The organism is Burkholderia mycopellens, from assembly GCF_964265025.1.
Classification (GTDB): domain Bacteria; phylum Pseudomonadota; class Gammaproteobacteria; order Burkholderiales; family Burkholderiaceae; genus Burkholderia.
Genome location: NZ_OZ183802.1, coordinates 449069 through 475471 on the forward strand (window position 1 = coordinate 449069; position 26403 = coordinate 475471).

Annotated in this window: 22 protein-coding genes; 12 read left to right on the forward strand and 10 right to left on the reverse strand. The window is 67.0% G+C overall.

Annotation, left to right across the window (positions count from 1 at the left end):
• Positions 1 to 41: 41 nt before the first annotated feature.
• Positions 42 to 1163 (forward strand): type VI secretion system protein TssA, encoded by a 1122-nt coding sequence (gene tssA / locus ACPTTC_RS02195; protein ID WP_226200925.1) that lies wholly within the window; start codon positions 42 to 44, stop codon positions 1161 to 1163.
• Positions 1164 to 1244: 81 nt separating this feature from the next.
• Here tssA and ACPTTC_RS02200 read toward each other — a convergent pair whose 3' ends face one another.
• The 4 genes from ACPTTC_RS02200 to ACPTTC_RS02215 all read right to left on the reverse strand — a co-directional run bounded on the left by ACPTTC_RS02200 (position 1245) and on the right by ACPTTC_RS02215 (position 8292).
• Complete coding sequence (locus ACPTTC_RS02200; protein ID WP_423391407.1) at positions 1245 to 2207, reverse strand: OmpA family protein; 963 nt, start codon at positions 2205 to 2207, stop codon at positions 1245 to 1247.
• A gap of 4 nt (positions 2208 to 2211) precedes the next feature.
• Positions 2212 to 3201 (reverse strand): type VI secretion system-associated protein TagF, encoded by a 990-nt coding sequence (gene tagF / locus ACPTTC_RS02205; RefSeq protein WP_175957678.1) that lies wholly within the window; start codon positions 3199 to 3201, stop codon positions 2212 to 2214.
• Positions 3198 to 7145, reverse strand: coding sequence for a type VI secretion system membrane subunit TssM (tssM, locus tag ACPTTC_RS02210; RefSeq protein ID WP_423391408.1), 3948 nt, complete (start codon positions 7143 to 7145; stop codon positions 3198 to 3200). The genes tagF and tssM overlap by 4 nt, the downstream gene beginning before the upstream one ends.
• Positions 7146 to 7446: 301 nt before the next feature.
• Positions 7447 to 8292, reverse strand: a complete 846-nt coding sequence (locus ACPTTC_RS02215; RefSeq protein ID WP_175957680.1) for a M15 family metallopeptidase — start codon at positions 8290 to 8292, stop codon at positions 7447 to 7449.
• A 121-nt stretch (positions 8293 to 8413) separates the two neighbouring features.
• On the opposite strand from ACPTTC_RS02215, the gene ACPTTC_RS02220 reads away from it, so the two are divergent.
• A complete protein-coding gene (locus ACPTTC_RS02220; RefSeq protein WP_423391409.1) occupies positions 8414 to 9364 on the forward strand; it encodes a phage tail protein in 951 nt (316 codons plus the stop codon).
• Positions 9365 to 9570: 206 nt separating this feature from the next.
• On the forward strand, positions 9571 to 10596 hold the full coding sequence (locus tag ACPTTC_RS02225) for a transporter (protein ID WP_226200929.1): 1026 nt from the start codon (positions 9571 to 9573) through the stop codon (positions 10594 to 10596).
• Between the two features lie 24 nt (positions 10597 to 10620).
• Here the strand turns inward: ACPTTC_RS02225 and ACPTTC_RS02230 are convergent, their stop codons facing one another.
• Positions 10621 to 10773: a DUF1427 family protein gene (locus ACPTTC_RS02230; protein WP_122944340.1), complete on the reverse strand. Its 153-nt coding sequence runs from the start codon at positions 10771 to 10773 to the stop codon at positions 10621 to 10623.
• Between the two features lie 24 nt (positions 10774 to 10797).
• A complete protein-coding gene (locus ACPTTC_RS02235) occupies positions 10798 to 11775 on the reverse strand; it encodes a quinone oxidoreductase family protein (protein WP_175957683.1) in 978 nt (325 codons plus the stop codon).
• Positions 11776 to 11931: 156 nt separating this feature from the next.
• Here ACPTTC_RS02235 and ACPTTC_RS02240 point away from each other — a divergent pair, with 156 nt between their 5' ends.
• Positions 11932 to 12852 (forward strand): LysR family transcriptional regulator, encoded by a 921-nt coding sequence (locus tag ACPTTC_RS02240; RefSeq protein ID WP_423391410.1) that lies wholly within the window; start codon positions 11932 to 11934, stop codon positions 12850 to 12852.
• A 159-nt stretch (positions 12853 to 13011) separates the two neighbouring features.
• Here the strand turns inward: ACPTTC_RS02240 and ACPTTC_RS02245 are convergent, their stop codons facing one another.
• A complete protein-coding gene (locus ACPTTC_RS02245; RefSeq protein WP_175957685.1) occupies positions 13012 to 15180 on the reverse strand; it encodes a M1 family metallopeptidase in 2169 nt (722 codons plus the stop codon).
• A gap of 642 nt (positions 15181 to 15822) precedes the next feature.
• On the opposite strand from ACPTTC_RS02245, the gene ACPTTC_RS02250 reads away from it, so the two are divergent.
• The 4 genes from ACPTTC_RS02250 (at position 15823) to ACPTTC_RS02265 (ending at position 19065) form a co-directional block, all read left to right on the forward strand.
• A complete protein-coding gene (locus tag ACPTTC_RS02250) occupies positions 15823 to 16317 on the forward strand; it encodes an LEA type 2 family protein (RefSeq protein ID WP_423391411.1) in 495 nt (164 codons plus the stop codon).
• 169 nt (positions 16318 to 16486) lie between these two features.
• On the forward strand, positions 16487 to 16819 hold the full coding sequence (locus ACPTTC_RS02255; protein WP_034183695.1) for a YegP family protein: 333 nt from the start codon (positions 16487 to 16489) through the stop codon (positions 16817 to 16819).
• A gap of 132 nt (positions 16820 to 16951) precedes the next feature.
• A complete protein-coding gene (locus ACPTTC_RS02260; RefSeq protein ID WP_423391412.1) occupies positions 16952 to 18085 on the forward strand; it encodes a methyltransferase in 1134 nt (377 codons plus the stop codon).
• 89 nt (positions 18086 to 18174) lie between these two features.
• Entirely contained in the window at positions 18175 to 19065 is an 891-nt protein-coding gene (locus ACPTTC_RS02265) for a class I SAM-dependent methyltransferase (protein ID WP_423391413.1), read from the forward strand.
• A gap of 48 nt (positions 19066 to 19113) precedes the next feature.
• Here ACPTTC_RS02265 and ACPTTC_RS02270 read toward each other — a convergent pair whose 3' ends face one another.
• Positions 19114 to 19686, reverse strand: a complete 573-nt coding sequence (locus ACPTTC_RS02270; RefSeq protein WP_423391414.1) for a DUF1415 domain-containing protein — start codon at positions 19684 to 19686, stop codon at positions 19114 to 19116.
• Positions 19687 to 19741: 55 nt separating this feature from the next.
• Positions 19742 to 20362, reverse strand: a complete 621-nt coding sequence (locus tag ACPTTC_RS02275; protein ID WP_423393306.1) for a TetR/AcrR family transcriptional regulator — start codon at positions 20360 to 20362, stop codon at positions 19742 to 19744.
• A gap of 219 nt (positions 20363 to 20581) precedes the next feature.
• On the opposite strand from ACPTTC_RS02275, the gene ACPTTC_RS02280 reads away from it, so the two are divergent.
• From ACPTTC_RS02280 to ACPTTC_RS02290, 3 genes are all read left to right on the forward strand, one after another.
• Positions 20582 to 21865 (forward strand): MFS transporter, encoded by a 1284-nt coding sequence (locus ACPTTC_RS02280; protein ID WP_423391415.1) that lies wholly within the window; start codon positions 20582 to 20584, stop codon positions 21863 to 21865.
• A gap of 164 nt (positions 21866 to 22029) precedes the next feature.
• Positions 22030 to 22635 (forward strand): nitroreductase family protein, encoded by a 606-nt coding sequence (locus ACPTTC_RS02285; protein ID WP_423391416.1) that lies wholly within the window; start codon positions 22030 to 22032, stop codon positions 22633 to 22635.
• Between the two features lie 188 nt (positions 22636 to 22823).
• Positions 22824 to 24074, forward strand: coding sequence for an Hsp70 family protein (locus ACPTTC_RS02290; protein WP_423391417.1), 1251 nt, complete (start codon positions 22824 to 22826; stop codon positions 24072 to 24074).
• A gap of 99 nt (positions 24075 to 24173) precedes the next feature.
• Here the strand turns inward: ACPTTC_RS02290 and ACPTTC_RS02295 are convergent, their stop codons facing one another.
• A complete protein-coding gene (locus ACPTTC_RS02295; RefSeq protein WP_006477070.1) occupies positions 24174 to 24377 on the reverse strand; it encodes a cold-shock protein in 204 nt (67 codons plus the stop codon).
• 420 nt (positions 24378 to 24797) lie between these two features.
• Here ACPTTC_RS02295 and ACPTTC_RS02300 point away from each other — a divergent pair, with 420 nt between their 5' ends.
• Positions 24798 to 26396 carry an APC family permease gene (locus ACPTTC_RS02300; RefSeq protein ID WP_175957694.1) on the forward strand — a complete coding sequence of 533 codons (1599 nt, stop codon included), beginning with the start codon at positions 24798 to 24800 and terminating at the stop codon, positions 26394 to 26396.
• The last annotated feature ends 7 nt before the right edge of the window (positions 26397 to 26403 follow it).

A 26403-nucleotide genomic window follows, 5' to 3' on the forward strand; every position in this document is an offset into this window, starting at 1 on the left:
CGCGGCCGTGCAACGCAAGCATTTGATGAACTGACCGAACCATGCCGATCAATCTCCCCGAGCTGCTGACGCCGATCAGCGATGCGTCGCCCAGCGGCGACGACCTGCTGTTTTCGAACGAATTCGACGCGATCCAGGATGCGCGACGCTACGACGATCCGACGCTCGACCAGGGCGAATGGGTGACCGAGATCAAGGAGGCCGACTGGGGCTTCGTGGTCGACCATGCGGGCGAACTGCTGCGCACGCGCACGAAGGACCTGCGGCTCGCCGTGTGGCTGACCGAGGCGCTCGCGCTCGAGGACGGCATCACCGGCCTCACCGAAGGCTATGCGCTGCTCGAGGGCCTGTGCCGCGACTTCTGGGACACCGTGCACCCGCTGCCCGAGGACGACGACACCGAGCACCGGCTCGGCAATGTCGCGTGGCTGTCCGGCCGCACGGCCGAGCTGCTGCGCGCGGTGCCGATGACGGACGGCGCATCGAACGCGTTCAGCACGCTCGACTGGGAAGTGGCGCAGCACGTCGCACAGGCCATCAAGCGCGACCCCGAACACGCGGACGAGATCGCACGCGGCAAGCCGTCGATCGAGCAGATCGACTCGTCGCGGCGCGTGACGTCGATCGCGTTCTACACGGCGTTGCTCGCAAACTTGAAGGCGTTCGAATTCGCGCTCGATGCGTTCGAGGACCGGCTCGTCGAGCGCGCCGGCGATTCCGCGCCGAGCTTCCGGCAGGCGCGCGACGCGTTCGAGACCGTGTACCGGCTCGCCGAGCGCTTTGCGCGCGAGCAGGGTTATACGGGCAGCGCGCCGCATACGCAGTCGGCGCCGCAGGCGCAGCCCGAGCGCATCGAGCCGGTGTTCGGCAATCCGATTCAGACCGAGGAGACTCATGTGCAGCCGCAGCCCGTTCCGCGCGCCCCGGTGCCGCAGATGATCGCCGGTATCCAGAACCGTGCGCAGGCCGTCGACCAGTTGCGCGCGGTCGCCCGCTATTTCCGCCAGACCGAGCCGCACAGCCCGGTTGCGTATCTTGCCGACAAGGCCGCCGAATGGGCCGACATGCCGCTGCACAAGTGGCTCGAGAGCGTCGTGAAGGACGACGGCTCGCTGTCGCATATTCGCGAGCTGCTGGGTGTGAGGCCGGACGAGCAGTCGTAAACGCAACACGGGCGGCGCATCGCTGCGGCCGCCCGTCGTGTGCCGTGCCGCTTCGCATGGAAGCGGCCGGTCGATTCCCCGTTACTGCCCCACCCGGAACTCGATCCGCCGATTCCTCGCCCGCCCGTCCGCCGTATCGTTCGGCGCGATCGGCTGATCCGGCCCGACGCCCGTCGTCGTCATCTGCTGCGGCGGAATGTTCTTCGTGATCAGGTAGCCCTTCACCGCATCCGCGCGCGCCTGGCTCAGCGCGATGTTCGACGTGCGGTTCCCCGAGTTGTCGGTGTGGCCGATGATGTCGACGGTGCGGTTCTGCATCTTCGCGAGCGCGGCCGCCATCTGGTCGAGAATCAGCTTGCCCTGCGGCGTGAGCGTCGCGCTGCCGGTCTCGAACTCGATCGTGCGGTTCGCGAGCGTCTGGTCGAGCACGCCCTGTTCGGACGCCGATACGCGCAGCCCGTTCCTGATCGTATACGTCGGGTTCAGCGTGTTCGCCATGTCGCTCGCGAGCTGCTGGCGTTGCGCTTCGTTGTGCACCTCGCCCTTCATCTCGATCTGCGTGCCGTTGATCTTCAACTGCCCCTTGCTGATCTGCTTGAGCTGCGCGCCGAGCAGTTTCTGCACGTTCGCGCTCCAGTTCGGCGGCGTTGCGACGTCACCCACCTCGATCTGGTCGACGACGTTCGTCGCGCCGTAGGTATCGCGCAGCTTCTGCAGCACGGCGGCCTTGGTCGCCTCGTCGGGCACCTTGCCGCCGACGACCACCTGGCCGGGCGTCGCGTTAGCGGGCGGCGGCGTGACGGTGCTCGCGGTGCCGGCCGTGCCGTGCACGACGGCGCTGGAGGCCGTCCCCGGTGAGGCACCGGTGTTCGCGGGCAGCGCGGTGGTCGCGACCGTGCCGTTGCCGACCGGCGTGACGGTCGCGCCCGTGTTCTGCGCGAAGGCCGCGCCGCTGGCGAACAGCCCGGCGGCGAGGAGGGCGGCGACGGCGGGCGAGAAGGCGGCCGAAAAGCGTGCGCGCCGGACGTGAATCGTGCGATGCATCCCGTCAGCCTCCGATGAACGCTTCGCGGAACGCGTCGATGGCGACGCGCAGCGAGAGTTGCGGTTGGTCGAGGTAGCTGACGAGTTTGCTGATCTGGTGATCGTTTTGCGCATGGGCGTCGATCCACTCGGGATCGTCGATGTCGATGTTGTGGGCGGCGTAGGTCTGCGGGTCGACGACGCTCAGCAGGGTTTTTGCCGACGCGCCGTTGAAGCCGATGATGAGCCGTTCGCGCTCGGCGATCGTGCCGATGAAGATCGCGAGCTCGAAGTCGGCCTGCGCGACGAACGGCGCGATCAGTTCGAGCCAGAACGCGGCGACGAGGCTGCGGTAGAACGGATCGACCGGCAGCGGCAGCGTGAGGCCGCGCTCGATATGCGACGAGCCGCTCTGCATCACCGGCCGCAGCAGCGAGCCGAGCGCGAGCATCGCGCCGCGCAGCCGCACGGGGTGACCGCTTTCGAGCAGCATTTCCTGGAGGCCGTGCAGCGACTGGTGTTCGACGAAATCGTTGAAGGTGCCGTCATGCGACGTGCCGGGGCCGCCGACGTCGATCGGCACCTGCGTGTCGCCGAGCGCCTGCAGCGCGCCGGGCGGTTCTTCCTTGCCGAGCAGCGGCGGGATCTGCGTGGCGACGCGCGACCACAGCCGCGCGAACGCGAGCGGGCTGCGCGCGAGGAACGCGAGCGGCCGGTCGACCTCGAGCGCGGTTGCGCCGAGGAACGGGAAGCGGCGCATCGATACGTCGTGGCTCGCGACCATGTGGCCCGCGATCGCGAGCTTGCTGCGCGAGCCGAGGAATGCGAAATGCATCGGCTTCGCATCCTCGTAGACGAGCTTCCAGCGCGGATCTTCCGCGAGCAGTTCGAGCGCCTGCGCGATCCAGCGGTCGAGCGTCTGCAGCAACTGCGGGTTGTGCGGGCTCTTCACGAAGTCGCCGCGCGACGGAATCTTGCCGAAGTAGGCGATCTGCGCCTGTACGGTTTGCGTCATTGCGCCCCCTGGGCATTCGTTGCGTTGGCGGCCGCGACGGCCGGCGCTGCGGCCGGCGTGCCCGTGCCGGTGGACTGGGTCGCGTTCAGCGCGGCGCCCGCGCTCGCGTCGGCGACCGACGACGGCAGCTGCAGGCCGCGCAGGCTCTGCTGCTGCGGCTGGTCACCGCCACCGCCGGACGGTTGCGACGTGCTGATGATGCGCATCGTTACCGACACGTTCACGCTGCCCTGCGCCCACGTCAGGTCGAAGGTGCCGTCCGGACGGCGCTTGCGCTGCGCCGAGTTGATCAGCTTCTCGAGACCGTAGCGGCCCGGCTCGTTGACGAGCTGCACCGTGCGGCCGTCGAAGGTCGTCGCGGACAGCGTCGCGCCCGGCGAGCCCTGCGGGTTCGGCCACACGAAGTTGGTCCACTGCGGCGGCGTGTTGCGGTAGCGCAGCTGCTGGCCGTCGATCGCGATCGTGTATTCCGTCGTGCCCGTGCTCGGCTGCGGCAGGATCTGGAACACGGTCTGCGGTTCGGACGACGCGGCCGCGCTGCCTGCCGCACCGCCCGCGAGCGGCGCGACCCAGCGCGCGAAGCCGTTCGTGAAGTCCGGCGTGAGGCCGATGCCCATGTCGCCCCACGTGCGGGCGGCGAGGGTGTCGCCGCGGCGCACCGCGAGCGGCCCGAGCGTCGTGCCGACGAACTTCGCGATCGAACCGTCCGGACCGAACACCTGCGCGATTTCACCGGCGCCGGCCTCGACCTTCGCGCTCGCCGCGAACGGGTACTTCGTCGCGAGCGAGTTCTGGAACGGCTGGTAGACCTGCGCGTTCCACACCTTGTTGACTTCGGCGCTGGCCGGCTGGATCACGACCGCGAACGCCTGCATCAGCGGCCGCACCAGCAGCGGACGCAGCGACTTGCGTTGCGAATCGGTGAGGCCCGTCAGCATCTGCTCGTCGACGAGCTTCAGCGAATCGGCGAGTTCCGAACCGTTGCCGTCGAGCGTCTGCTGCATCAGTTGGCGCGCGCCCGGGCCCGGGTCGCCCTGGTTCTTGATCACGTTGAAGCGCGTGCGGACCTTCGACAGCGAATCCATGTAGCTCTTGAGCATCGACGTGCCGTCGTGCGTCGCGACGATCCGCGCGAGCCCGATGAACTCCTGGCCGATCGGACCCATCGGCACCTCGGCCGGATTGCCGTTGATGTCGATGTTGGCGGCCGCCACCTGGCCGGCCTGCGAGCGCGAGAACAGTTGCTTGACCCAGTTCACGACGCCCGTCTGCGCCTTCTTGATCGTCACGTTCGCGAGCGACGGGTTGTCCCACGACGTCTGGTCGTACGCGGTCTCGAGGATCTTGCGGATCGGCGAATCCTGCGGGTCGCCGAGGCGGTTCATCCCGTCGACGGCCTGGCCGAAGCTGCTGAAGCCCTGCACCGCGATGCCCTGCATGAACTTCTGCCAGTGCTGCGCGTACTCGGTCTTGTACATGCCGACGAGCGTCTTCTGGATCTGCTCGGGGCTGCCCTCGAGCGTCAGGTCGTCCTGCGTCGACGTGTTCAGCACCCAGTCCTTCGCCTGCAGTTCCTTGGTCGCCGCGTCGCGGATCGCCGGCTGCACGTAGTCGAACCATGCTTCGCGCGTGAACGTGCCCGGAATCGCGTAGCTGCCTGCCACGAGGCCCTGGTTGCCGTCGCCGACGATGCGCGCGATGGTCATCGGTGCGAAGCGGGTCGATGCGCGCGCCTTGATTTCCTCGTACACGCGCTGGCGGGCCGGCATGCCGCGCACCACGCGGCGCAGGTTCTCGCGGGTCTGGTCGACGAGCGCGAGGTTCGCGTCGATCATCGGCCAGTCGTCGTCATTCACGCGCGACAGGTAGAACGAGATCATGCGTTCCGCGCTCTTGATCATCTCGTCACGCGGCATGTTGCCGCGATTCGTCTCGAGCCAGCCGCGCCAGAAGCGGGCGAGCTGGTCGGTCAGGTGCGCCTGCTCGACGTGACGCTTGTCGGACAGCATCAGGTACGTCTTGAGCGCGTTGTACGCGTCCTGCACGTTGGTCGGCGACGCGTCGCTGTAGAGGCCGCCCTGCGGTGCGGCCGGCTGTGGCGCGGCTGCGGCCGGCGCGGTGCCGGATGCGGCCAGGGCGGCGCCGGCTTGCGGCGCGGCGCCTGCCGCATTCGTCGAAACCGGAATCGCGCCACCCTGCACGGCACCCGATTCGGGCGGGCGCGTCATCGGCACGAGCTGCTCGGGGTGCGCGTTCACGTCCTTCATGAACGATGCGAGGTTCTGCGACACCGGGGCCAGCAGGATCTGGCGCACGCCGTTGTAATACTCGGTCAGCAGGTGCTGCTCGAGACGATCGCCCTGGTACAGGCCGAGCGACACCGAAACCGGCTTGTCGCGGCGGAACTGCTCGAGCTGCTCGATCCGGTCCTCGAGGATGTCCATCGCCTGCAGGCGCGACTGCAGGTCGTTGCGGCCCTGCTGCAGCCGCGTGACGTTGTCGAGGTCGGCCTGCACGTTCGCGACGAGCTGCTGGTTGCCGATCGTCGACCAGGTCCAGCCGCCGAGCGCGAGCGCGAGCGCCGCGACGAAGCCGAAGAAGGTCGCGTAGCGCAGCCGCGTCTTGGTCGGGCTCGCGAACTGCCGCACAGTCTGGCGGTCCGCGAAGATCACCTTCGAGAACAGGTCGCGCAGGAAGAAGCCGTTCTTCGAGAACGCGCTGTGCGGTTTCGGCAGCGCGGTGCCGTCGAGGCCGAAGCGATGCGCGATGCGCTGCGCGGCCGCGCTGTTGGTTTCGCCTTCCTGCAGCGCGCTGGTGAAGTAGAAGCCGCGGAAGATCGGCTTGTACTGGAACGGGTTGTTCTCGAACAGCGTCGCGAGGAACGCGCGCAGCGACGGCTTGATCGTCGAGAATTCGAGCGGGAAGCTCAACTGGCCCGGCGACAGCTGGTTGCCGCGCGACAGCGACAGCTGCGCGACGCTGATTTCCTTCAGCCCTTCGTAGAGTTCCTCGAAGTGCGTGTCGAACTGCGCGACGACGTCGCGCTTGTCGTCGGGCTCGTAGGGCAGGGTGGCGCCCCACACGCGGTCGTACTCGTGCTTGTCGCTGCTGCTGAAGAATTCGGTGAAGCCGGTGATCAGGTCGGCCTTCGTGAACATCACGTAGACCGGCGCGAACACTTCGAGCTTCTCGGTCAGCTCCTGAACGCGCTGACGGAGGTTCTTCGCGAGGTTGATCGCGAATTCGGGGCGGTTGCCGGTGAGTTCGGCGATGCTGGCCGTGACGATGATGCCGTTGATCGGCGCCTTCGGGCGATAGCGCTTGAGCAGGCCGAGGAAGCCGAGCCACTCGCTGCGGTCTTCCTCGTGCACCGAATAGCGGCCGGCCGTGTCGAGCAGGATCCCCTCGGTCGTGAAGAACCAGTCGCAGTTACGCGTACCGCCGATGCCGTGGATCACCGCGCTGTTCTTGTCGGCGAACGGGAACTGCAGGCCGGAATTGAGCACGGCGCTGCTCTTGCCCGCGGCCGGGTTGCCGATGACGATGTACCACGGCAGTTCGTACAACGCGGAGCCGCCCGACACCTGGCCGATCTTCGACGTCTTGATCGTCTTCACCGCGTCCGACAGGCGCGTGCGCAGCACGTCGAGGTCGGCCGTCTTCGCGTCGGGGGCGAGCGCGGCGGCGGCGGGCGCGGCGATCTTGCCGGTTTCCGCCTGCTCTTCCAGCACCTGCCCGAGCTGCTGGTTCGCGCGCTTCACGCGCCAGCGGCGCCACAGCGCGACGACGAGCCACAGCGCGAGGATCGCCGCGAACGCGATCGCCGCCCACAGGAGCGGCAGCTGCAGCATGTCGGCGACGATGAAGAGAATGGCCGCTAGCGCGACGATCCCGACGATCGAGAGCGTACGCGGATGAGTCAGCACGTTGAGGATGCGTTGCATAGGACGTTCAGGTTCCGGTGCGATTCGGTGAGGCGACGCAGGCGCGCCGAGCGGTAAGGGTGGCGCCGCGATGTGTCGCCATGCTGTCAAGCGGGATGAAGGGGGCTGGCATCAAAGCGCCCGCGGCATCGGAGAAGGCGCGCGCATTAACGAAAGGACGCTGTGAGATTTAAAACGGAAGCGGCGGCCGGAAAAAATCGCGCACCGGAATGCATGATTTTTTGCGCCGCCCATATCGTTTCCTGCCGGGATATTAAAAAGCCCCATGCCGCCCTCATTATTTCCTGTCCGGCAGCCCTGGCTAGCTGCCGCGTCCCAGTTTAAAACCGGGTTTATGGTATTCCACGTGCCCAAGATCCATCATTTTCCAGCGGCCCCCCCAGGTCAGGCCAACCTGTTCGGCGACCTGGCCATACAACTGGTAGCCGCGCATCGCCCACGGATCTTTCTCGGAAATGACCAGCTTGCCGTCGCGCAGGAATGCATTGTCGGCCGCCAGCCCGAATTGGTGATAACTCTGGAAGGCTGCCGCGTTGGTCACGCTACCGCCCATCTGCGCCAGCCGGTTCTGCCGTTCCGGGCTCCGGTAACCTTCCAGCAACGCCATTTCATAACCATATTGTTCGTGCATGATCTTGTAGACCAGCAGCAAACGCGTACGGAAATCCGGATCCAGCAGGTTCCAGTCTCGGCTCGCATCCTTCAGCGCCGGGCGTACCTGTTCGACTTCCTTGGTAGCAAAGACTTCCGGCGGCAGCGGCGGGGGCGGCACGAGTTGTTCGCCCTGCAGCAGCGCGGCGATCTTCTCGTCGGGCACGCGCGCCGTGTCGTCGTACTGGAACAATTGCCGGCCGCGTAACGCAATGGCGACCAATGGCGGCGTCGCAAGAATACCTGCCGATACCACAATCATCAAGCGTCGCCGAATCAGTAAATTTTGCACATCGTTTAAAGCGCCGCGCGTAGCGCTTGCCGATTTAACAATCTGACTTCGCGTACGTGCGGCGCGATCGTTCGCACGGCGCGTCAGGCGGCCGTGAAACTGCGTGACGGATTCGAAAACGGTCGCGCGGATACCCGGTAAAAGCAACAGTGCCGCAACGGCTACGGCAAGGGCGAAATAGGCGACGAGTGCGACGGCAATCAAAGAAATCCCCGGAAATTGGAATTGATTGTGTTTTGCAATGCTTGCTCTTAGAATCAGGCTGCTTCGAGAGGCTGGGCTATATTATCGCGGTGAATTAAACTAGGATTCAATGAGACGCTGAATGAGTGCGCCGGAAAATTCAAATTCGAAATCTCCGCCCAGCCTGCTGTCCGATACCAAACCGGCAGGCAACGGAGCTCAGCAGTCGCGCATTCTCGCGAATCTGGAAGGACGTGTCACGCCGCCGGCCGAACCGCCGCGCCGTTCGCTGAAGGCGCCGATCGCCGCCGTCGTGGCCCTGGTGGTTGCCGTCGGTGGCTGGGGCGCGTGGCGCATGCAGCATTCGGGCGGGCAGGCCGCCGCCGTCACGGCCGAGGCCGCGCCTGCCGCAGCCGCCCCGGCGAAGGCCGCGGCGGCCAGCGACGCCGCCGTGCAGGTCGCGCAGAATGCCGCATCCGCCGCATCCGCCGCGCTACCGGCCACGATCGTCAACGACGACGCAGCTTCCCGAACCGTTGCATCCGCATCGTCCGCATCAGCCGCGGACAACAGCCGCCTGTCGCGTGCGCTCGCCAATGGCGCCGACGACGCATCGGGCGCGGCCACGGCCGCCGCCGCTGCGGCTGCCGCGACGACCAAGACCGCGAAGGCCGACGCCGCGAAGGGCGCGAAGGTCGCCGCGCATGGCAAGACCGACACGAAGGCCGATGCAAAGGCCGAGGCCCGCAAGCATCACAAGGAACAGCAGGCCGAGCTCGCGCAGGCGAAGAAGCATCGCGATGCGACGCCGACCCGCACTGCGAAGGCGGGCGGGAAGGACGATCCGGATGCGGATCTGCTCGCGGCGCTCGTCGCGCGCACGAAACCGGCCGACAAGAAACTCGCCGCGCAGAAGGCGCAGGCGGTGCCGACCAAGACGGCCGCGACGACCGGCTCGCTGGCGTCGCGCGTGAAGGAGTGTTCGGAGCGCGGTTTCTTCGAGGATCAACTGTGCCGCTGGCGCGTCTGCGAGGGTCACTGGGGCAAGGATCCCGCGTGCCCGAGCGCCGCGCAGTCGGAGACGCGGCAGTAACGCGTCTCGCGCGTGTCGACCCGCCGCACCTGCGCCGCCCGTTGGGCGGCGCTTTGCATTCGGGGCGCGGAATCGGCCGGCATGATGCGGCGTGACGCTGTCACCGGCGCGTCATGCCCGTCGGGCATACGTTTCCTTTCCTTTTCCGGCGCGGGCGCGCGGCCTGCTTTGCGCGGCGCGCCGTGCGCCGCACGACCTTCGACACGATGGACCTGATCGTACAGACTTACGGCGCCGATACGTCCGGCATGGTGTGCGGATTCCGCTTCGTGCCGGGCGGATCCGGCGCGACGCTCGATGCGGACGCGGCTGCCGCGTGGCTGCGCGCGTGCCGCGAGCACGATGTCGCGTCGGACGATTTCGTCTGGCTGCACTTCAATCTCGCGCACGGCGCGAGCGAGCGCTGGATGCGCACGCATCTCGGGCTGCCCGACAGCTTCTTCGAATTCCTCCACGAAGGCTCGCGCTCGACGCGCATCGAGCAGGAAGACGGCGCGTTGCGCGCGATCGTCAACGACGTGATGTTCAACCTCGAACTGACGCCGTCGGAGATCGCGACGCTGTTCGTCCACGTCGAGCGGCGCATCATGGTCACCGCGCGGCTCAAGCCGCTGCGCTCGGTCGACACGCTGCGCGCGTGCGTGCGCGACGGCGAGCCGTTCAGGTCGCCCGCCGAGCTGCTCGTGCACCTGCTGCGCGACCAGGCCGACCTGCTGATCCAGATCATGCGGCGCACGAGCGTCGACGTCGACCGCATCGAGGATCGCTTCCTGTCGATGCGGCTCACGTCGAGCCGCATCGAACTCGGCGCGATGCGCCGCACGCTGACGCGCCTGCAGCGCATGCTCGCGCCCGAGCCCGGGTCGATCTTCCGGCTGCTCGCGAAACCGCCTGCGTGGCTGCATCTGGAAGACGTGCAGGAGCTGCGCGAATCGACCGAGGAGTTCTCGCTGGTGCTGGCCGATCTGGCGGGGCTCAACGAGCGGATCAAGCTGCTGCAGGAAGAGATCGGTTCGCGTCTTGACGAGCAGAACAACCGGACGCTGTTCACGCTGACGCTCGTGACCGTGATCGCGCTGCCGATCAACATCGTCGCCGGCTTCTTCGGGATGAACGTCGGCGGCGTGCCGTTCTCGGAGAACAAGCACGGCTTCTGGCTGATGGTGCTGCTCGTCGCGGGTTTCACGGGGCTCGCCGCGTGGTGGGCGTTCCGCCGGCGCGACGACCGTTAGGGCCGCCGGCGCCGGATCGACTCGTCAGCGCAGCAGCGCGATCGCGCGTTCGCCGATCACCATCCCGAGCAGGCCCACGAGCGCGACGAGCGGCGGGGCCGGCGAGCGCACGTGCAGCAGCGCGTACAGCACGCCGACGCCGAGGCCCACCGCGAGCGAAATCACGTAATCCATCATGGCGGTCTCCCGTGTGGTCCGGTGTCAGGGCTTGAGGATGACGCGCTCGCGTGCACCGGCCAGCACCGCGCGATACGCGTCGTGTGCGCGCTCGAGCGGGTAGACGTAGTCGTCGCCGATCGGGAACGGGCGCAGCGTGCCGTTGCCGAAGCCGGGTGCGAGCGTGTCGAGGATCTGCGCGACCGTGGTACCGCCGAGCTGTAGCGAATCGACGCCCACGAACGTGTGCTGGCCGCGATAGAACGCGAAGATGTCGAACGGCACGCTGCGGTCGATCGTCGAGATGAAGATCTGCCGGGCACCGATCGCCATCGACGCGTTCGCCGCTTCGAAGTACGGGCTGCCGACCGTGTTGTAGACGATGTCCGCGCCGTGGCCGCCGGTTGCCGCGCGCACTGCGTCGGCCACCGATTCCTTCGACGCATCGATCATGCGCACGTCGCCCGATGCGTGGCCGCGGTAACCGCCGGCGCTGCGCTCGACGCCGATCACGGTCGCGCCGTGCGCGGTCGCGAGCTGGATCGCGGCCTGGCCGACCTTCCCGTTCGCGCCGAACACGAGCACGACGTCGCCGGCCGTCGGCATGCCGGCGCGGCGCAAGCCCTCGTATGCGGTGACGAACGGCACGCCGACGCCGGCCGCCTCGTCGAGCGTCAGCACGGCGGGCTTGCGACGCACCAGGGCCGCGTCGAGCACGAGCCACTCCGCGTGCGAGCCGTCGCGATGCACGCCGAGATCGCCACCCGAACCCCACACCGGCGCGCCGATCCAGCCGTCCGGGCCACTGCGCACGATGCCGGCCCAGTCGCGCCCGGGCGTGCGCGGCCACACCGCGTGCGGCATGCGGCCGAGCGCGGCCTTCACGTCGCTCGGGTTCACGCCGGCCGCGCGCACCTCGATCAGCATCTGGCCGTCGGCCGGGACGGGCGTGTCGATTTCCCTGACCCGCGCGTCGAGCGACTCGATGTCGGCGGCGGGGGCGTCGAAGCGGATGCTGCGCATGATGATCTCCGTGGCGGATGGCTGTCGCGCGGCCCGGCGGGGCGTGCAGCGGTTGAAAAGGATGAATGCAGTCTAGTCGTCCCGGTTTGACGCGGAAACGTGCAAAGGCGGATGATTGTTTTGCGATAGACGCATAGCCAAATCGGAAGGCACTGAATGGACGACTTTCTTTCCCCGCATCTGGCGCTGTTCGTCGACGTGGTCGACCAGCAGAGCTTCTCGGCGGCCGCACGCCGGCTGGGCGTCGCCGCGTCGTCGGTCACGCGGCGCATCGACCGGCTCGAGACGCAGCTCGGCATCCGTCTCCTGCATCGCACCACGCATGCGCTGCGGCCGACCGAGGCCGGACAGCTGCTGTACGGGCGCGCGACGCGGATGCTGGCCGAGCTGCGCGGCCTGCAGGAGGACCTGCACAGCCAGCATGACGAGCCGAGCGGGCTGCTGCGCGTCGACTGCCCGGCGCCGTTCGGCCGCCGCCACCTGATGGCCGCGCTGGCTGCGTTCATGCAGCGTCATCCGGCGTTGCAGGTCGACCTGGTGCTGACCGACTCCATGGTCGACCTGCAGGGCGCGCGGCTCGGTTCCGACGTCGATCTCGCGGTGCGCATCGGCCCGCTCGAGGACACGCGCTTCGTCGCGACCGTGCTGGCGCCGCAGCGGCGCGTGCTGTGCGCGAGCCCGGCGTATCTCGCGCGGCGCGGCGAGCCCGAGTCGCCCGACGCGCTCGCTGGCCACGACTGCCTGGCATGGCACGGTGCGCCGCCGCCGGGCGCGTGGCGCTTCGGCGAGCGCCGCCACATGCCGGCGCAGCCGCGGTTTCGCAGCAATCATTCGGAGGCGTTGCTCGAAGCCGCGATCGACGGGCTCGGTCTCGCGCACCTGCCGACCTGGCTTGCCGCAGACGCGTTGCGCGACGGACGCTTGCGCGCGGTGCTGCCGCAGTTCGCGGTGGCGCCCGAGCCGGCGACGATCCACGTGTTGCGCCAGCCCGCGCGCGGCGCCGCACGCGCGTCGCGGCTCGTCGCGTTTCTCGCAACCTGGTTCGCGCAGCCGGCGTGGGATGCCGCGTGGGCATGACGGCGACGGCGGCCGGCACGCCGCGCGGCCGGCCGAATGCCGGACATCAAGGCGCCGGGCATGAAAAAGGGCCTCGCATGCGAGGCCCGTCAAAGGTCGGAGAAGCCGGTACGCCGGCCGGCAGCCGCAGGCTGCGCGGCGCCGGCCGGATGCGCACCGTTACTGCGTCACTACCTTGCGCGGCTTGAAGATGCCCTGGTATTGCAGGGCCGGGCGTTCCTTCGTCACCGGCTCGATGCCGCCGAAGGTCGGCGTCTGGCGCAGCTTCATCGCGGCCGGCGAAGCGACCGAGCCGATCGACGTCGAGCGCGACGCGGGCGCGAGGTTGTTCGCGACGAGCAGCGCGGCTTCGCTCTTCAGGTTCGCGAGCAGGACCGGATCGGTCGAGCCGTTGACCTGCGTGAGCAGCCCGCTCCAGGCCGCGTCGCTGTAGTTCACGACGTAGTAGTCGAGCCCGCTCGGGTCGGCGACCACGCCCGAACAACCGTCGATCCGCGTTTGCGTCTGCGTATCCTTCAGCGCGAGCGTCGTGCGTTTCGCGAGACCCTGGCCGTACGCGAGCGTGATCGGCACCGTCCACTGCAGGCCCGGATACGCGTTCTTGTTCGGGAACGGCTGCTGTTTCAGCGTGACGACGGTCTGGTTCTTCGTCAGGTCGCACTGCGTGTCGAGCGAGATCAGCGGCACGCCGGTCTGGCGGACGTAGCTGTCGCCGATCGCGCCGATCGCCTGGCCGCTTTCCTTCGACAGCGCATCCCACAGGCGCTTCGGCGTGCCGTTGCCGAACGAGTAGTCGACCAGGTACTGCTGCAGGCCGCGACGCAATGTCTGTTCGCCGAGATAGTTCTCGAGCGTCTTCAGCACGTGGCCGCCCTTGTCGTACGTGAACGCGCTGGCGCTCAGCACGAAGTCGTTCGACGCCCAGCCGTTGAAGTTCGGCGCGACCGGGAACGCGTTCGGGCCGATGTCACGATTGATCACGCGGTACTTGTTCTTCACCTGGTCGAGCCAGCTGAACTCGTCGGGGAAGAACTGGATCGTCGTCTTCGTCTCGAAGAACGTCGCGAACGACTCGTTGAGCCACACGTTGTCCCACCAGTCGGTCGTGACGAGATCGCCGAACCACTGGTGCGCGACTTCGTGCGTCAGCACCTCGTTCCCATAGTGCGACATCGGCTGGCCCGGCTGCGGCAGGATGTCGTCGGCGAACTCGAGGATCGACCCCCAGTTCTCCATCCCGCCGAAGTTCAGGTCCTTCTGCTCCTTGAACGCGTCGTTCGCGGCCACCGTGTCGAACTTCGTGAGCGGCAGGGCAATGCCCGTGTAGCGGTAGTAGAAGTCGAGCGCCTGCTTGGTGCGGTCCATCGCCGGCTTCGCCCAGTCGCTCATGCCCGGCGGCGTGAACACGCGCAGGTGCAAGCCGCCCTTGCCGCCCGGCAGCGGGCTCGTGAAGTCGTCCTCGTAGGTGTCGAACAGGCCGCCGCCGAAGAACAGCAGGTACGACGGCATCGGCGGGGTCTTCTCGAACTGCACGAGCTTGTAGCCGCCGCCGACGTTGGTCGACGGCTTCTCGGCCGCGTTCGACACGACCCGCCAGCTCTGCGGCACTTCGGCCGTCACTTCATAGGTCGGGCGGAACGCCGGCTCGTCCCAGCCGGGGAACCACTGGCGCGACAGGTTGGTTTCGCCTTGCGTGAGGATCGCGCCGCTCGTCTTGCCGTCGGTGCCCTTCAGGTCGACGCGGAAGATGCCTTCCGCGGCCGAGCAGCCCGGATACGGATCGTTACCGCAGCTGCCGCCGGTCCTCGCGACCGGATCGTCATACGACTTGAAGTTGATGATGCCCGACCATTCCATGTGCAGCGAATAGTTGCCCGGCGAGATCGTGCCGCTCACGGGGCGCAGCTGATAGAAGTCACCCTTGTCCTGCGGCGTCGCGATCAGCTGGATGTTGCCCGGCTGCAGCGTGATGCGGCCGTTCGTGAACTTGATCCGGTGGCCGGCGATCACGATGTTGTTGACCGGCTTCAGCACCTTGATTTCGACGTCGGCGCGGCCGTCGAACGCGTTCAGCGCGTCGTTCGGGCGGAACCAGAGCCGGTAGTTCACGGGTACCACGGTATCCGGCAACTCGACAGGCGATACGCTCTTGTCGACGTTGGATGCGCTTGGCGGCGCGGTGACGGCGGGCGACGAGCCCGAGTGCGGCGCGCCGGCGGAGCTGAGCGCGGAAGCGGAGCCCGCGCCGCCGTCGTCGCCGCCGCACCCGGCGAGCGCGAGCGCGGCGACGATCGGCAGATAACGCATCTTGCGAATGTTGATCGACATGACTGAAACCTCGATTGTTGAAAGAATCGTTCAGTGCTGCGAAAACGCCGGCAAAAGCAATCCCCTCGCCGCTAATCAACAGCGATGAAAATGCCAATGACGGATTATTCGAAAAGACGGCGGCCGACTACGTGAAGGTAATCATGGTTTACTGCCCCCTCTGGATTTCCGGATGTCGGTTAACTTGCCGGTTCAAAATGGCCGGGCGCGTGTTGTACTGAATTGATTTCGCGCGCACGACACGGAACCGCACGCCCTGCGCGGGCGCGCCATCCCCTTGAACAGACGACCTACGGGGCTGGCCGGGCCTGGTCGCAGGATGGCAGGAAGGCGTGTCGCCGTTCCGTAAAATCACCGTCATGCGGTTTCAAGGTTTGTCGGCTTGCTCGAAGGATGCGTAAATATACTTGATGGTTTTGGGTAAAGGAAACGAAAAATTTAGAAATTGCATCTATTGAATTCGCCGTGCTTCATTGAATGCTGGAAAGCATTAATGTGCTTTCCGTTCAGGTGGTATTTCCGTAGTTTTAATCTATTAACGATCTCGCGCGACTGCGAAAACTACGAAACCCGGCGTGCGCAGGCGTGCTCGGTACAATGCAGCGACGATTCGCTCACCGATTGCCGCTAGGAGGCCTTCCCATGACCCGAGCCCTGTTCCGTATCGCGCCGCTGCGCGCCGTGCTGCTGCTGTGTGCCGCCGTGCTCCTGCTCGGTGGTTGCGCGGGGCTGACGCGCGACCCGGTGCGCGTGTCGGTCGCCGGGCTCGAACCGCTCGTCGGGCAGGGCCTCGAGATGCGCTTCAGCCTGAAGCTGCGCGTGCAGAACCCGAACGACGCGCCGATCGAATACGACGGCATCTCGGTCGCGCTCGACCTGAACGGCACGCCGTTCGCGAGCGGCGTCAGCGATCGCTCGGGCACCGTGCCGCGTTTCGGCGAGGCCGTGCTCGACGTACCGGTTTCCGTGTCGGCCTTCGCTGCCGCGCGGCAGGCGTGGAACCTGCCCGGCGCGGCCGCGAACGGCGAGCTGCCGTATGCGCTGCGCGGCCGGCTCGCGGGCGGCGTGCTCGGCACCGTGCACTTCAACGATGCAGGCACGCTGCGCCTGCCCGCGATGCCGGGGTGGGGCGGATAGCCCGCGCGCCGCGCGGACGCCGGCGTCATGCATGTCCAAGCGGCGCGCGTGTCGGCCCTGACGATTCCTGACGATTGAATTGCGCCGGCCTTGCGTTTTCCTGGCGGGATCGCGCTTAAACTGGCCGGGTCCGGAAGGCCGGACGAACTTTCACCCGAGGGGGATCCCAATGGCAGCGAAATTCGTCATCAAGAAAGCGAGCGACGGTCAGTTCCTGTTCCACCTGAAGGCCGGCAACGGCGAGATCATCCTGCGCAGCGAGCTCTACAAGACCAAGGCGTCGGCGGAGAACGGCGTCGCGTCGGTGCGCAAGAACGCGCCGGACGACGCGCGCTACGAGCGCAAGACCGCGAGCAACGGCCAGTTCATGTTCAACCTCAAGGCCGGTAATCACGAGATCATCGGCACGAGCGAACTGTACAAGGCCGAAGCGGGCCGCGAGAACGGCATTGCGTCGGTGAAGCAGAACGCGCCCGACGCGGCGCTCGACGACGAGACCTGACGCGCGCGTCCCGGGCGGCGGTGCGCCGCCGCCCGCGCTTTGCCGCGAGGGCAAAGCGCGGTATGGTGTGAGCCGCGCGGCGCCCGCAATCCGGTCGCGCCGCCCGTTGAAGCCAACCGTAACCGAGTTCGCGTGACCGATTTCCCTGTTTTCCACTGGACCGACGCCGATGGCGCCGATCATGCCGTGCGCTGGCGCTCCGAAGCCGGCGTGCAACCGCCGAAGCGCGCGGTGCCCGCCGACGACCGCCTCACCGCCGACGCGGCCTTCCGCCTTGCGTGCGAGGGCACCGCGCTCGTCTGGCAGGGCGACTTCCAGAATGCGCGCCAGCTCGTGCAGGCGATGGCGCGCCGTGTCGAGCGCAAGCCGAAGAAGGCGAAAGCCGCGGCCGGCGTCGAGGCATTCAACCTGCATCGTCTCGCGCAGTCGCAGCGCGCCCGCACGCTCGGCATGCTGCTGATCCCGCTCGACGCCGACTACACGATCCCGCTGCGCCGCGCGCCCGACGTGCGCGCCGCATGCGAAGAGGCGTACGGGCCCGGCGGCGTGCCGTCGGTCGTGTCGTTGCGCGAACTGCTCGGCCTCGTCGGCGCGCATGAATGGCGCAAGAAGGGCGTGCCGATCCCGGCGCTCGGCGGCGCGCCGATCCACCCGCACTACGGCGTGTTCTCGCCGGTGCGTGGTGAATACGTCGAACTCGTCGCGCGCGCGACGCTGCCGGCGACGTCGCTCGCGTTCGACATCGGTACGGGCACCGGCGTGTTGGCGGCCGTGCTTGCGTCGCGCGGCGTCGAGCGTGTCGTTGCGACCGATCAGGACGCACGGGCACTCGCCTGTGCGCGCGAGAACGTCGCTCGGCTTGGCCACGCGAGCCGTGTCGAGGTTGTCGAGGCGGATCTGTTTCCGGCCGGCCGTGCGCCGCTCGTGGTCTGCAACCCGCCGTGGGTGCCGGCCCGGCCGAGCGCACCGATCGAATATGCGGTCTACGATCCGGACAGCCGCATGCTGCGCGGTTTCCTCGCGGGGCTCGCCGCGCACCTCGAGCCGGGCGGCGAAGGCTGGCTGATCCTGTCCGATTTCGCCGAGCATCTCGGCCTGAGGCCGCGCGACACGCTGCTGCAATGGATCGACGAAGCGGGCCTCGTCGTGCTCGGCCGCGACGACATCCGCCCCGCGCACCCGAAGTCGATGGATGCCGACGATCCGCTGCACGCGGCCCGCCAGGCCGAGGTCACGTCGCTCTGGCGGCTCGGCGCACGAGCCTGACCGCGCATTTTCGGTAAACTACCGCCATTCCTCACGAATTCCCGCCGCTGGGCCGTGGTCGACCGACCGTGGCCCGGCGCCGCTTCACGATGTCGAACAAGACCCACGAAATCCGCCCGGAGCAGTCCGTCGAGCTGCTGAAGGAACTGCACATCCTCACCCGCGACGGGAAGCTGAACCAGGACAGCCGCCGCAAGCTGAAGCAGGTCTATCACCTGTTCCAGTTCATCGAGCCGCTGCTCGCCGGCGTGCAGGCCGAGCGCGGCAGCGTGACGCTCGTCGATCACGGCGCCGGCAAGTCGTATCTCGGCTTCATCCTGTACGACCTGTTCTTCAAGCAGCAGCCGGGGCACGGCACGCCGGCGTTCGCGTCGCACGTGTACGGGATCGAGACCCGCGAGGAGCTGGTCACGCGCTCGGCCGAGCTTGCCGAGCGGCTCCGGTTCGGCGGCATGTCGTTCCTGAACCTGTCGGTTGCCGATTCGATCACGTCGCCGAAATTGCCTGAGACGGTCGACGTCGTCACCGCGCTGCACGCGTGCGACACGGCGACCGACGACGCGATCCGCTTCGCGCTCGCGAAGCGCGCACAGCACATCGTGCTCGTGCCGTGCTGCCAGGCAGAGGTTGCGGGCGTGCTGCGCAAGAACAAGGGCAAGTCGCTCGCGAACGCGCTGACGGAAGTGTGGCGGCATCCGCTGCATACGCGCGAATTCGGCAGCCAGATCACCAATGTGCTGCGCTGCCTGCAGCTCGAAGCGCACGGCTACCAGGTCAGCGTGACCGAACTGGTCGGCTGGGAGCATTCGATGAAGAACGAGCTGATCATCGCGCAGTACAAGAACCTGCCGCGCCGGCGGCCCGGCGAGCGGTTGAACGAGATCCTCGGGATGTTCGGGCTTGCCGAGCTGAACGAACGCTTCTTCGTGCCGGAAGCCGCGGCATCGGGCGGCGACGCCGTCGAACCGGCCGCCAGCTGACCTGCGCGCGGGGGAGGGCGCGGCGCGCGTCGCACGTTGCCCGCCGCGTCAGACGTCGTCGCCCGGCCGGCGCATCCATTCGCGCCAGCCGTCGTGGCCGAGGCGGCGCAGCGTTTCCTGATTCCTTTCGTAGATCGCGGATGCGTCCGGGAACGCATCGACCGCACGCGCGATGCTGTCCTCGCGCAGCAGGTGCAGGATCGGATACGGCGCGCGGTTCGTATAGTTCTCGATGTCGTCGGGCTCGCTGCCTTCGAACCGGTAGTCCGGATGGAAGCTCGCGATCTGCAGCACGCCGTCGAGCCGCAGTTGCCGCACCAGCCGGTCGGCAAAGAACAGCGCGTCGTTGTAGTCGACGAATTCGGCGAATGCATGCGGGAAGATCACGAGCGTCGTGTCGAGCTGCTGCGGGTCCGCCGCGTCGAGCGCGCGCAGCTCCGTTTCGAGTTCGGCGAGCGCGTCTTCCAGCGTCGTCGCGTCGCTGATCGCGTAGCGCACCTGGTCCTTGACATAGACGCTTTTCGCGAACGGGCACAGATTGAGCCCGATCACCGCGCGCGCGAGCCAGTGCCGCGTGGCGGCGAGGATGTCGTCGTGCGATTCGGGGCGGGTGTCGGTCATCGTGAAACCAGTCGGGCGGAAGGGCGGCGAGGGCCGCATTGTAGCGGGCGCGCCGTCACGCGCAGGCGGCTTCGATCAACTGCGTGACGAGCGCGGGAGCGACGCCGATCGGCGTTTCACCGTGCCGGTAGGTCTGGCTTGCCGCGTAGATGCCTTCGATGACCAGCGCGAGCGAGTCGGCGAGCGCTTGCGGCTGCCGCGCGCCGGCGTCTTCGCTCAGTGCGACGAGCCGCTTCATCAGCTGTTCCTTGTTCCGCGCGACGCGCTCGCGGGCCGGGTGCGACGCATCCGGGAATTCGGCCGCGACGTTGACGAACGGGCAGCCGCGGTAATCCTTCTGCGTCGCGCGCTCGGCGAGATCGACGAAATACTGGATCAGCTGCGCTTTCGGCTGGCCCGGGTGCTTCGCGACGCTCGTGTTGAAGCGGTCGAAGAAGCACGCATCCATCCGCTCCAGGTACGCGAGGATCAGCTCGTCCTTCGACGAGAACTGGCGATACAGGCTCATCTTGTTGACGCCCGCACGTTCCACGACCGCCTCGACGCCCACCGTCCGAACGCCTTCCTTGTAAAACAGCTCCTCGGCGGCGCGTAGCAGGTGCTCCTGCGCGGTGGCGCCGTCGATCGGCCGGCGCGTGCGGCGCGCCAGCGGTTTGGCGATCTCGATGCCCGACATGATGACCCTCGACTGCATAGTGGACTGCTTGACATGTTACCGATTGGTCACTACGATCGCAACACGATTGTGACCGCTCGGTAACAATGCCGGTCGGATCGACAGACAAATGCCAAGCGTCGGCCCGGGTCAGCCGATGCAGCGTGCGGCGGAGGTGGCCTGGCAGGGCGGGCGGCGTGGGTGCGCAGGCACGGGAGCCGCCAACTGGAGAACGCGAAGATGAACTGGGCGGTGACACGAATCGGCGGGCGCTTCCACTACGGATGGCTCGCGGCGGCGGTGGTATTCCTGATCCTGCTGGCCGCGGCCGGCACGCGCGCGACGCCGAGCGTGCTGATGGTGCCGCTCGAACGCGAGCTCGGCTGGAGTCGCGCGGCGATTTCGCTGGCGATCTCGGTGAATATCGCGCTGTACGGACTGACGGGCCCGTTCGCGGCTGCCGCGATGCAACGCTTCGGGCTGCGCCCGACCATTCTCACCGCGCTCGTGACGATGAGCGCGGGCGTCGCGCTGTCGTCGATGATGACGCAGAGCTGGCAGATGGTAATGATCTGGGGCGTGATGGTCGGCTGCTCGACCGGTGTCGTCGCGCTGACGCTGTCCGCGACCTTCGTCACGCGCTGGTTCCATGCGCGGCGCGGCCTCGTGATGGGCGTCCTGACCGCGAGCACGGCCACCGGCCAGCTCGTGTTCCTGCCGATGCTCGCGGCGATCGCGCAACACCATGGCTGGCGGCCGGTCGTGCTGGTCGTCGCGGTCGCGGCCGCGATCGTGATTCCGCTGGTGGCGTTCCTGTTGCCCGAACGGCCGGCCGACGTGCAGTTGCGCCCGTACGGCGAGCCGGCCGATGCGCCGCCCGCGCCCGAAACGACGAAGGAGAACCCGCTCACGGTCGCGTTCCGTACGCTGCTGACCGCGAGCCGTTCGCGCGATTTCTGGCTGCTGTTCTTCAGCTTCTTCATCTGCGGCGCAAGCACCAACGGTTACGTCGGCACGCACCTGATCGCGATGTGCAGCGACTACGGGATGACCGAAGTGCAGGGCGCGTCGCTGCTCGCGGCGATGGGCGTGTTCGACCTGTTCGGCACGACGCTGTCGGGCTGGCTGTCCGACCGCTACGACAATCGCGTGCTGCTGTTCTGGTACTACGGCCTGCGCGGGCTGTCGCTGATCTACCTGCCGCACGCGTTCGGGATCGATTTCTTCGGATTGCCGCTGTTCGCGATGTTCTACGGGCTCGACTGGATCGCGACCGTGCCGCCGACCGTGCGGCTCGCGACCGACGTGTTCGGCAAGGCCGCGGCGCCGGTCGTGTTCGGCTGGATCGTCGCGGGCCACCAGCTCGGCGCGGCGTTCGCGGCGCTCGGCGCCGGGCTGTTGCGCGCAAGCCTTGGAACTTACACGGTCGCGTCCATGATCTCGGGCGGGCTGTGCATCATCGGTGCGCTGATCGTGCTGCGGATCAACCGCGGCCCGTCGCGCGCAGCCGCGCAGCCGGCCTGAGCGCGGCAATTCGATGGCCCGGCCGGCCGCGCGGCGGATGGCCGGGCAATGCACGCGCGGAGATTTGCATAGCGTGGGAGCATCAGGCGCGCATCGGCTCAAGCGGGTATGCTTGCGGTTCGCAAGGCGTTCGCGCCCCTTCATCGATGTCAGCGAGGAACCGCATGTCCGTCAAACCTGCTCCCACCACTGTTTCGATTCACGACCTGATCGCGGGCCGCTGGAGCCCGCGCGCGTATTCGGATGAACCCGTCAGCGCCAGTGACCTGCACGCCGTGCTCGAAGCCGCCCGCTGGGCGCCGTCGGCCTACAACGCGCAGCCGTGGCGCTTCATCGTATTCGACCGCACGCAGGACGACGACGCATTCAAACGCGCGTTCGCGACGCTGGTGCCGTTCAACCAGGGCTGGAATGCCCCCGCGCCCGTGCTGATCGCGGTGACCGCGCACACGCTCACGCCGAAGGGTGAGCCGGCGCCCACCGCGCTGTACGACGCGGGCGCCGCCGCGATGTCGCTGGTGCTGCAGGCGCACGCGCTGGGCCTGGCCGCCCACCAGATGAGCGGCTTCGACGCGAAGGCGTTTCGCGACGCGTTCGCGATTCCGGCCGACGTCGCGATTCCGTCGATCATCTCGCTCGGTCACTACGGCAACGTCGACAAGCTCGATCCGGTGCTGCGCGATCGCGAGAAGGCGCCGCGCACGCGCCATGCGATCGGCGAGGTCGTCTATGCGGGCGCGTGGAAGAAAGGTTTCGACGCGGCAGCCTGACCCGCCAGGCGGACGGGCTGCATCGCGCATCCCGCCCGCAGGTTTCCCCCGCGCGCCACGGTGCGCGCCGTTGCCACCGAGGCCCGCTGCGCGGCCCTGGTGGCTGGCCCCGGTTGTGATCCCGCGGGCTTCATGTTAAAAAGCCCGTCCTTTCCGTTTTCGCGCCGGCCCTGCTGCGGCAACTTCCCATGACTTACTGCGCGATCGATTTCGGCACGTCCAATTCCGCCGTGGCGCTGCCCGACGGCGACGGCATGCGCCTCGCGCCCGTCGAGGGCGACCACCTGACGCTGCCCACCGCGATCTTCTTCAACAACGACGAAGAGACGATCGAATACGGCCGTGCGGCCCTGGCCTCCTACATCGACGGTTTCGACGGCCGGCTGATGCGCTCGATGAAGAGCATCCTCGGCTCGCCGCTCGCGGAAACGACGACCGATCTCGGCGACGGCAGCGCGATCGCGTACACCGAAATCATCGCGCGCTTCCTGACGCACCTGAAGCGCAAGGCCGAAGCCCGCGCGGGCGCGCCGATTGGCCGTGCGGTGCTCGGCCGGCCGGTGTTCTTCGTCGACGACGATCCGCGTGCCGACCGCCTCGCCCAGGACCAGCTCGAGGCGGCTGCGCGATCGGTCGGCTTCATGGACGTGCAATTCCAGTACGAACCGATCGCGGCCGCGTTCGACTACGAGTCGCGCCAGCAGGCGGAGCGCCTCGTGCTCGTCGCCGACATCGGCGGCGGCACGTCCGACTTCTCGCTGGTGCGCGTCGGGCCCGAACGGATGGCGCGGCTCGAGCGCAAGGATGACGTCCTAGCCCACCACGGCGTGCACGTCGCGGGCACCGACTACGACCGGCGTGTCGAACTGGCGGCGATCCTGCCCGCATTCGGCTACCGTTCGCTCGACCCCGAAGGGCGCGAGCTGCCGAACAAGATCTACTTCGATCTCGCGACCTGGCACCTGATCAACACCGTCTACACGCCGAAGCGGCTCGGCGAGTTGAAACTGATGAAGCACCTGTACCGGGAGGTACGGCAGTACGACCGGCTCACGAGCGTGGTCGAGCAGCGGCTCGGGCATGCGCTGATGGCGCGTGCGGAAGAAGCGAAGATCGGCGTCGCGGCGGGCGGCGAGACGATGATCGACCTGAACGACGTGGAAGAGGATTTGCAGATCGCGTTCGATGCCGACCGGCTCGTCGACGCGAGCCGCGACGACACCGCACGCATCGTCGATGCCGCGCGCGAGACGGTGCGGCTTGCGGGCGTTGCGCCACGCGATGTCGGCGCGCTGTATTTCACCGGTGGCTCGACGGGGCTCGCGTTCCTGTCGGGCGCGCTGGCGGCGGCATTCCCGGATGCGCAACCGGTGTTCGGCGACCGCCTCGCGAGTGTCGCGACGGGCCTCGGCATTCACGCGCAGCGGTTGTTCGGTTGAATGCGGGCGGCTGAGCGGCCGCCATGCCGGGCAACCGGCGCCGAAAAACAAAAAGCCCCGCCGAAGCGGGGCTTTTTTTCACGAATTATCGCGCCAAGCTTAGACCGGACGGATGTTCGCAGCTTGCAGACCCTTCGGGCCCGTCTTCACTTCGAATTCAACCTTCTGGTTTTCTTGCAGCGTCTTGAAGCCTTCGACGCGGATTTCCGAGAAGTGCGCGAACAGATCGTCGCCGCCGCCTTCCGGGGTGATGAAGCCGAAGCCCTTTGCGTCATTGAACCACTTGACGGTACCGGTTGCCATGTTACTTGTTCCTAAAAAGATAAAACGGGGCCGAAGCCCATGGGGTGCGGAAAATCAAGGAAGGGGTAATAGGACCAACCGGAGTACCGTTGATGGGCGAACTACGAAAGAACCAATTCACTCGCCACTTGAAATCCTGCGAAGTTCTTTATACGGCTTATTAATCGCGTGGTCAACCGTATTTCCATGGACTCAGGGTTATTGCGGATATCAGGTTTACAAAGCTTGCAAACGACGCGAATTTTTTGTAGGGGTCGAACGATTTTGGCGCCACGTTTCAGGTGCAACCGTTAAACTACGCGCCGCGCGGCCGGGTTGCCCTGATCGGGTGGCTCGCCCCCCCAAAATTGCGTGCGCGTTGCTGTCCGAGCCGATCCCGGACCGCGAGCCGACCATGCTTTTTGAGACATAGGAGAGGATGTGAAGAGTTCTATTCAACGGAACATCGGCCCGTTTGCATTGATGCTGACGGGGCTGGGTTCGATTATCGGCTCGGGCTGGCTGTTCGGCGCCTGGAAGGCCGCAAAGATTGCCGGTCCGGCGGCGATCTGCGCATGGATCATCGGCGCTGTCGTGATTCTCGCCATTGCACTGACGTATGCGGAGCTGGGTGCAATGTTCCCCGAGTCGGGCGGCATGGTGCGCTACGCGCGCTATTCGCACGGTTCGCTGGTCGGTTTTATCAGTGCGTGGGCGAACTGGATCGCGATCGTATCCGTGATCCCGATCGAGGCTGAAGCGTCGATCCAGTACATGAGCACGTGGCCGTATCCGTGGGCGCATGCGCTGTTCGTGAACGGAGAGCTGACAACGCCCGGCCTGCTGCTGTCGGCCGTGCTGGTCGTCATCTACTTCATGCTGAACTACTGGGGCGTGAAGGCGTTTGCCCGTGCGAACACCACGATCACGATCTTCAAGTTCCTGATCCCCGGCCTCACGATCCTCGGCCTGATGCTGACGAGCTACCATCCGGAAAACCTCGGCACCGCATCGAATGCAAGCTTTGCCCCGTACGGCTGGTCGGCCGTGCTGACCGCGGTCGCGACGAGCGGTATCGTGTTCGCGTTCAACGGCTTCCAGAGCCCGGTGAACCTTGCGGGCGAAGCGCGCAACCCGTCGCGCAGCGTGCCGTTCGCGGTGATCACGTCGATCCTGATCGCGCTCGTGATTTACGTGCTGCTGCAGGTGGCGTACATCGGCTCGGTGAATCCGGCCGACGTCGCGCAGGGCTGGTCGCACTTCAACTTCAAGTCGCCGTTCGCCGAACTGGCGATCGCGCTGAACCTGAACTGGCTCGCGATCCTGCTGTACGTCGACGCATTCGTCAGCCCGAGCGGCACCGGTACGACGTACATGGCAACGACCACCCGCATGATCTATGCGATGGAGCGCAACAACACGATGCCGAAGATGTTCGGCAACGTGCACCCGCTCTACGGCGTGCCGCGCCAGGCGATGTGGTTCAACCTGCTGGTCTCGTTCATCTTCCTGTTCTTCTTCCGCGGCTGGAGCTCGCTCGCGGCGGTGATTTCGGTGGCGACGGTGATTTCGTACCTGACCGGCCCGATCAGCCTGATGGCGCTGCGCCGTGCGGCGACCGACATCGAGCGTCCGCTGTCGATTCCGCTGATGAAGCTGATCGCCCCGTTCGCATTCGTCTGCGCGTCGCTGATCCTGTACTGGGCGAAGTGGCCGCTCACGGGCGAGATCATCCTGCTGATGATCGTCGCGCTGCCGGTGTACTTCTACTTCCAGGCGAAGTCGGGCTGGACCGGCTGGGGTGACGACCTGAAGGCCGCATGGTGGCTGGTCGCGTACCTGCCGACGATGGCCGTGCTGTCGCTGATCGGCAGCAAGGAGTTCGGCGGTCACGGTGTGCTGCCGTACGGCTGGGACATGCTGATCGTCGCGGCCATTTCGCTGGTGTTCTACTTCTGGGGCGTGAATACCGGCTACCGGACCAAGTATCTCGACGAGCGTGAATCGGAAGACGAGATCCTCGAAGGGATCGGTGCCTGACGCGTGA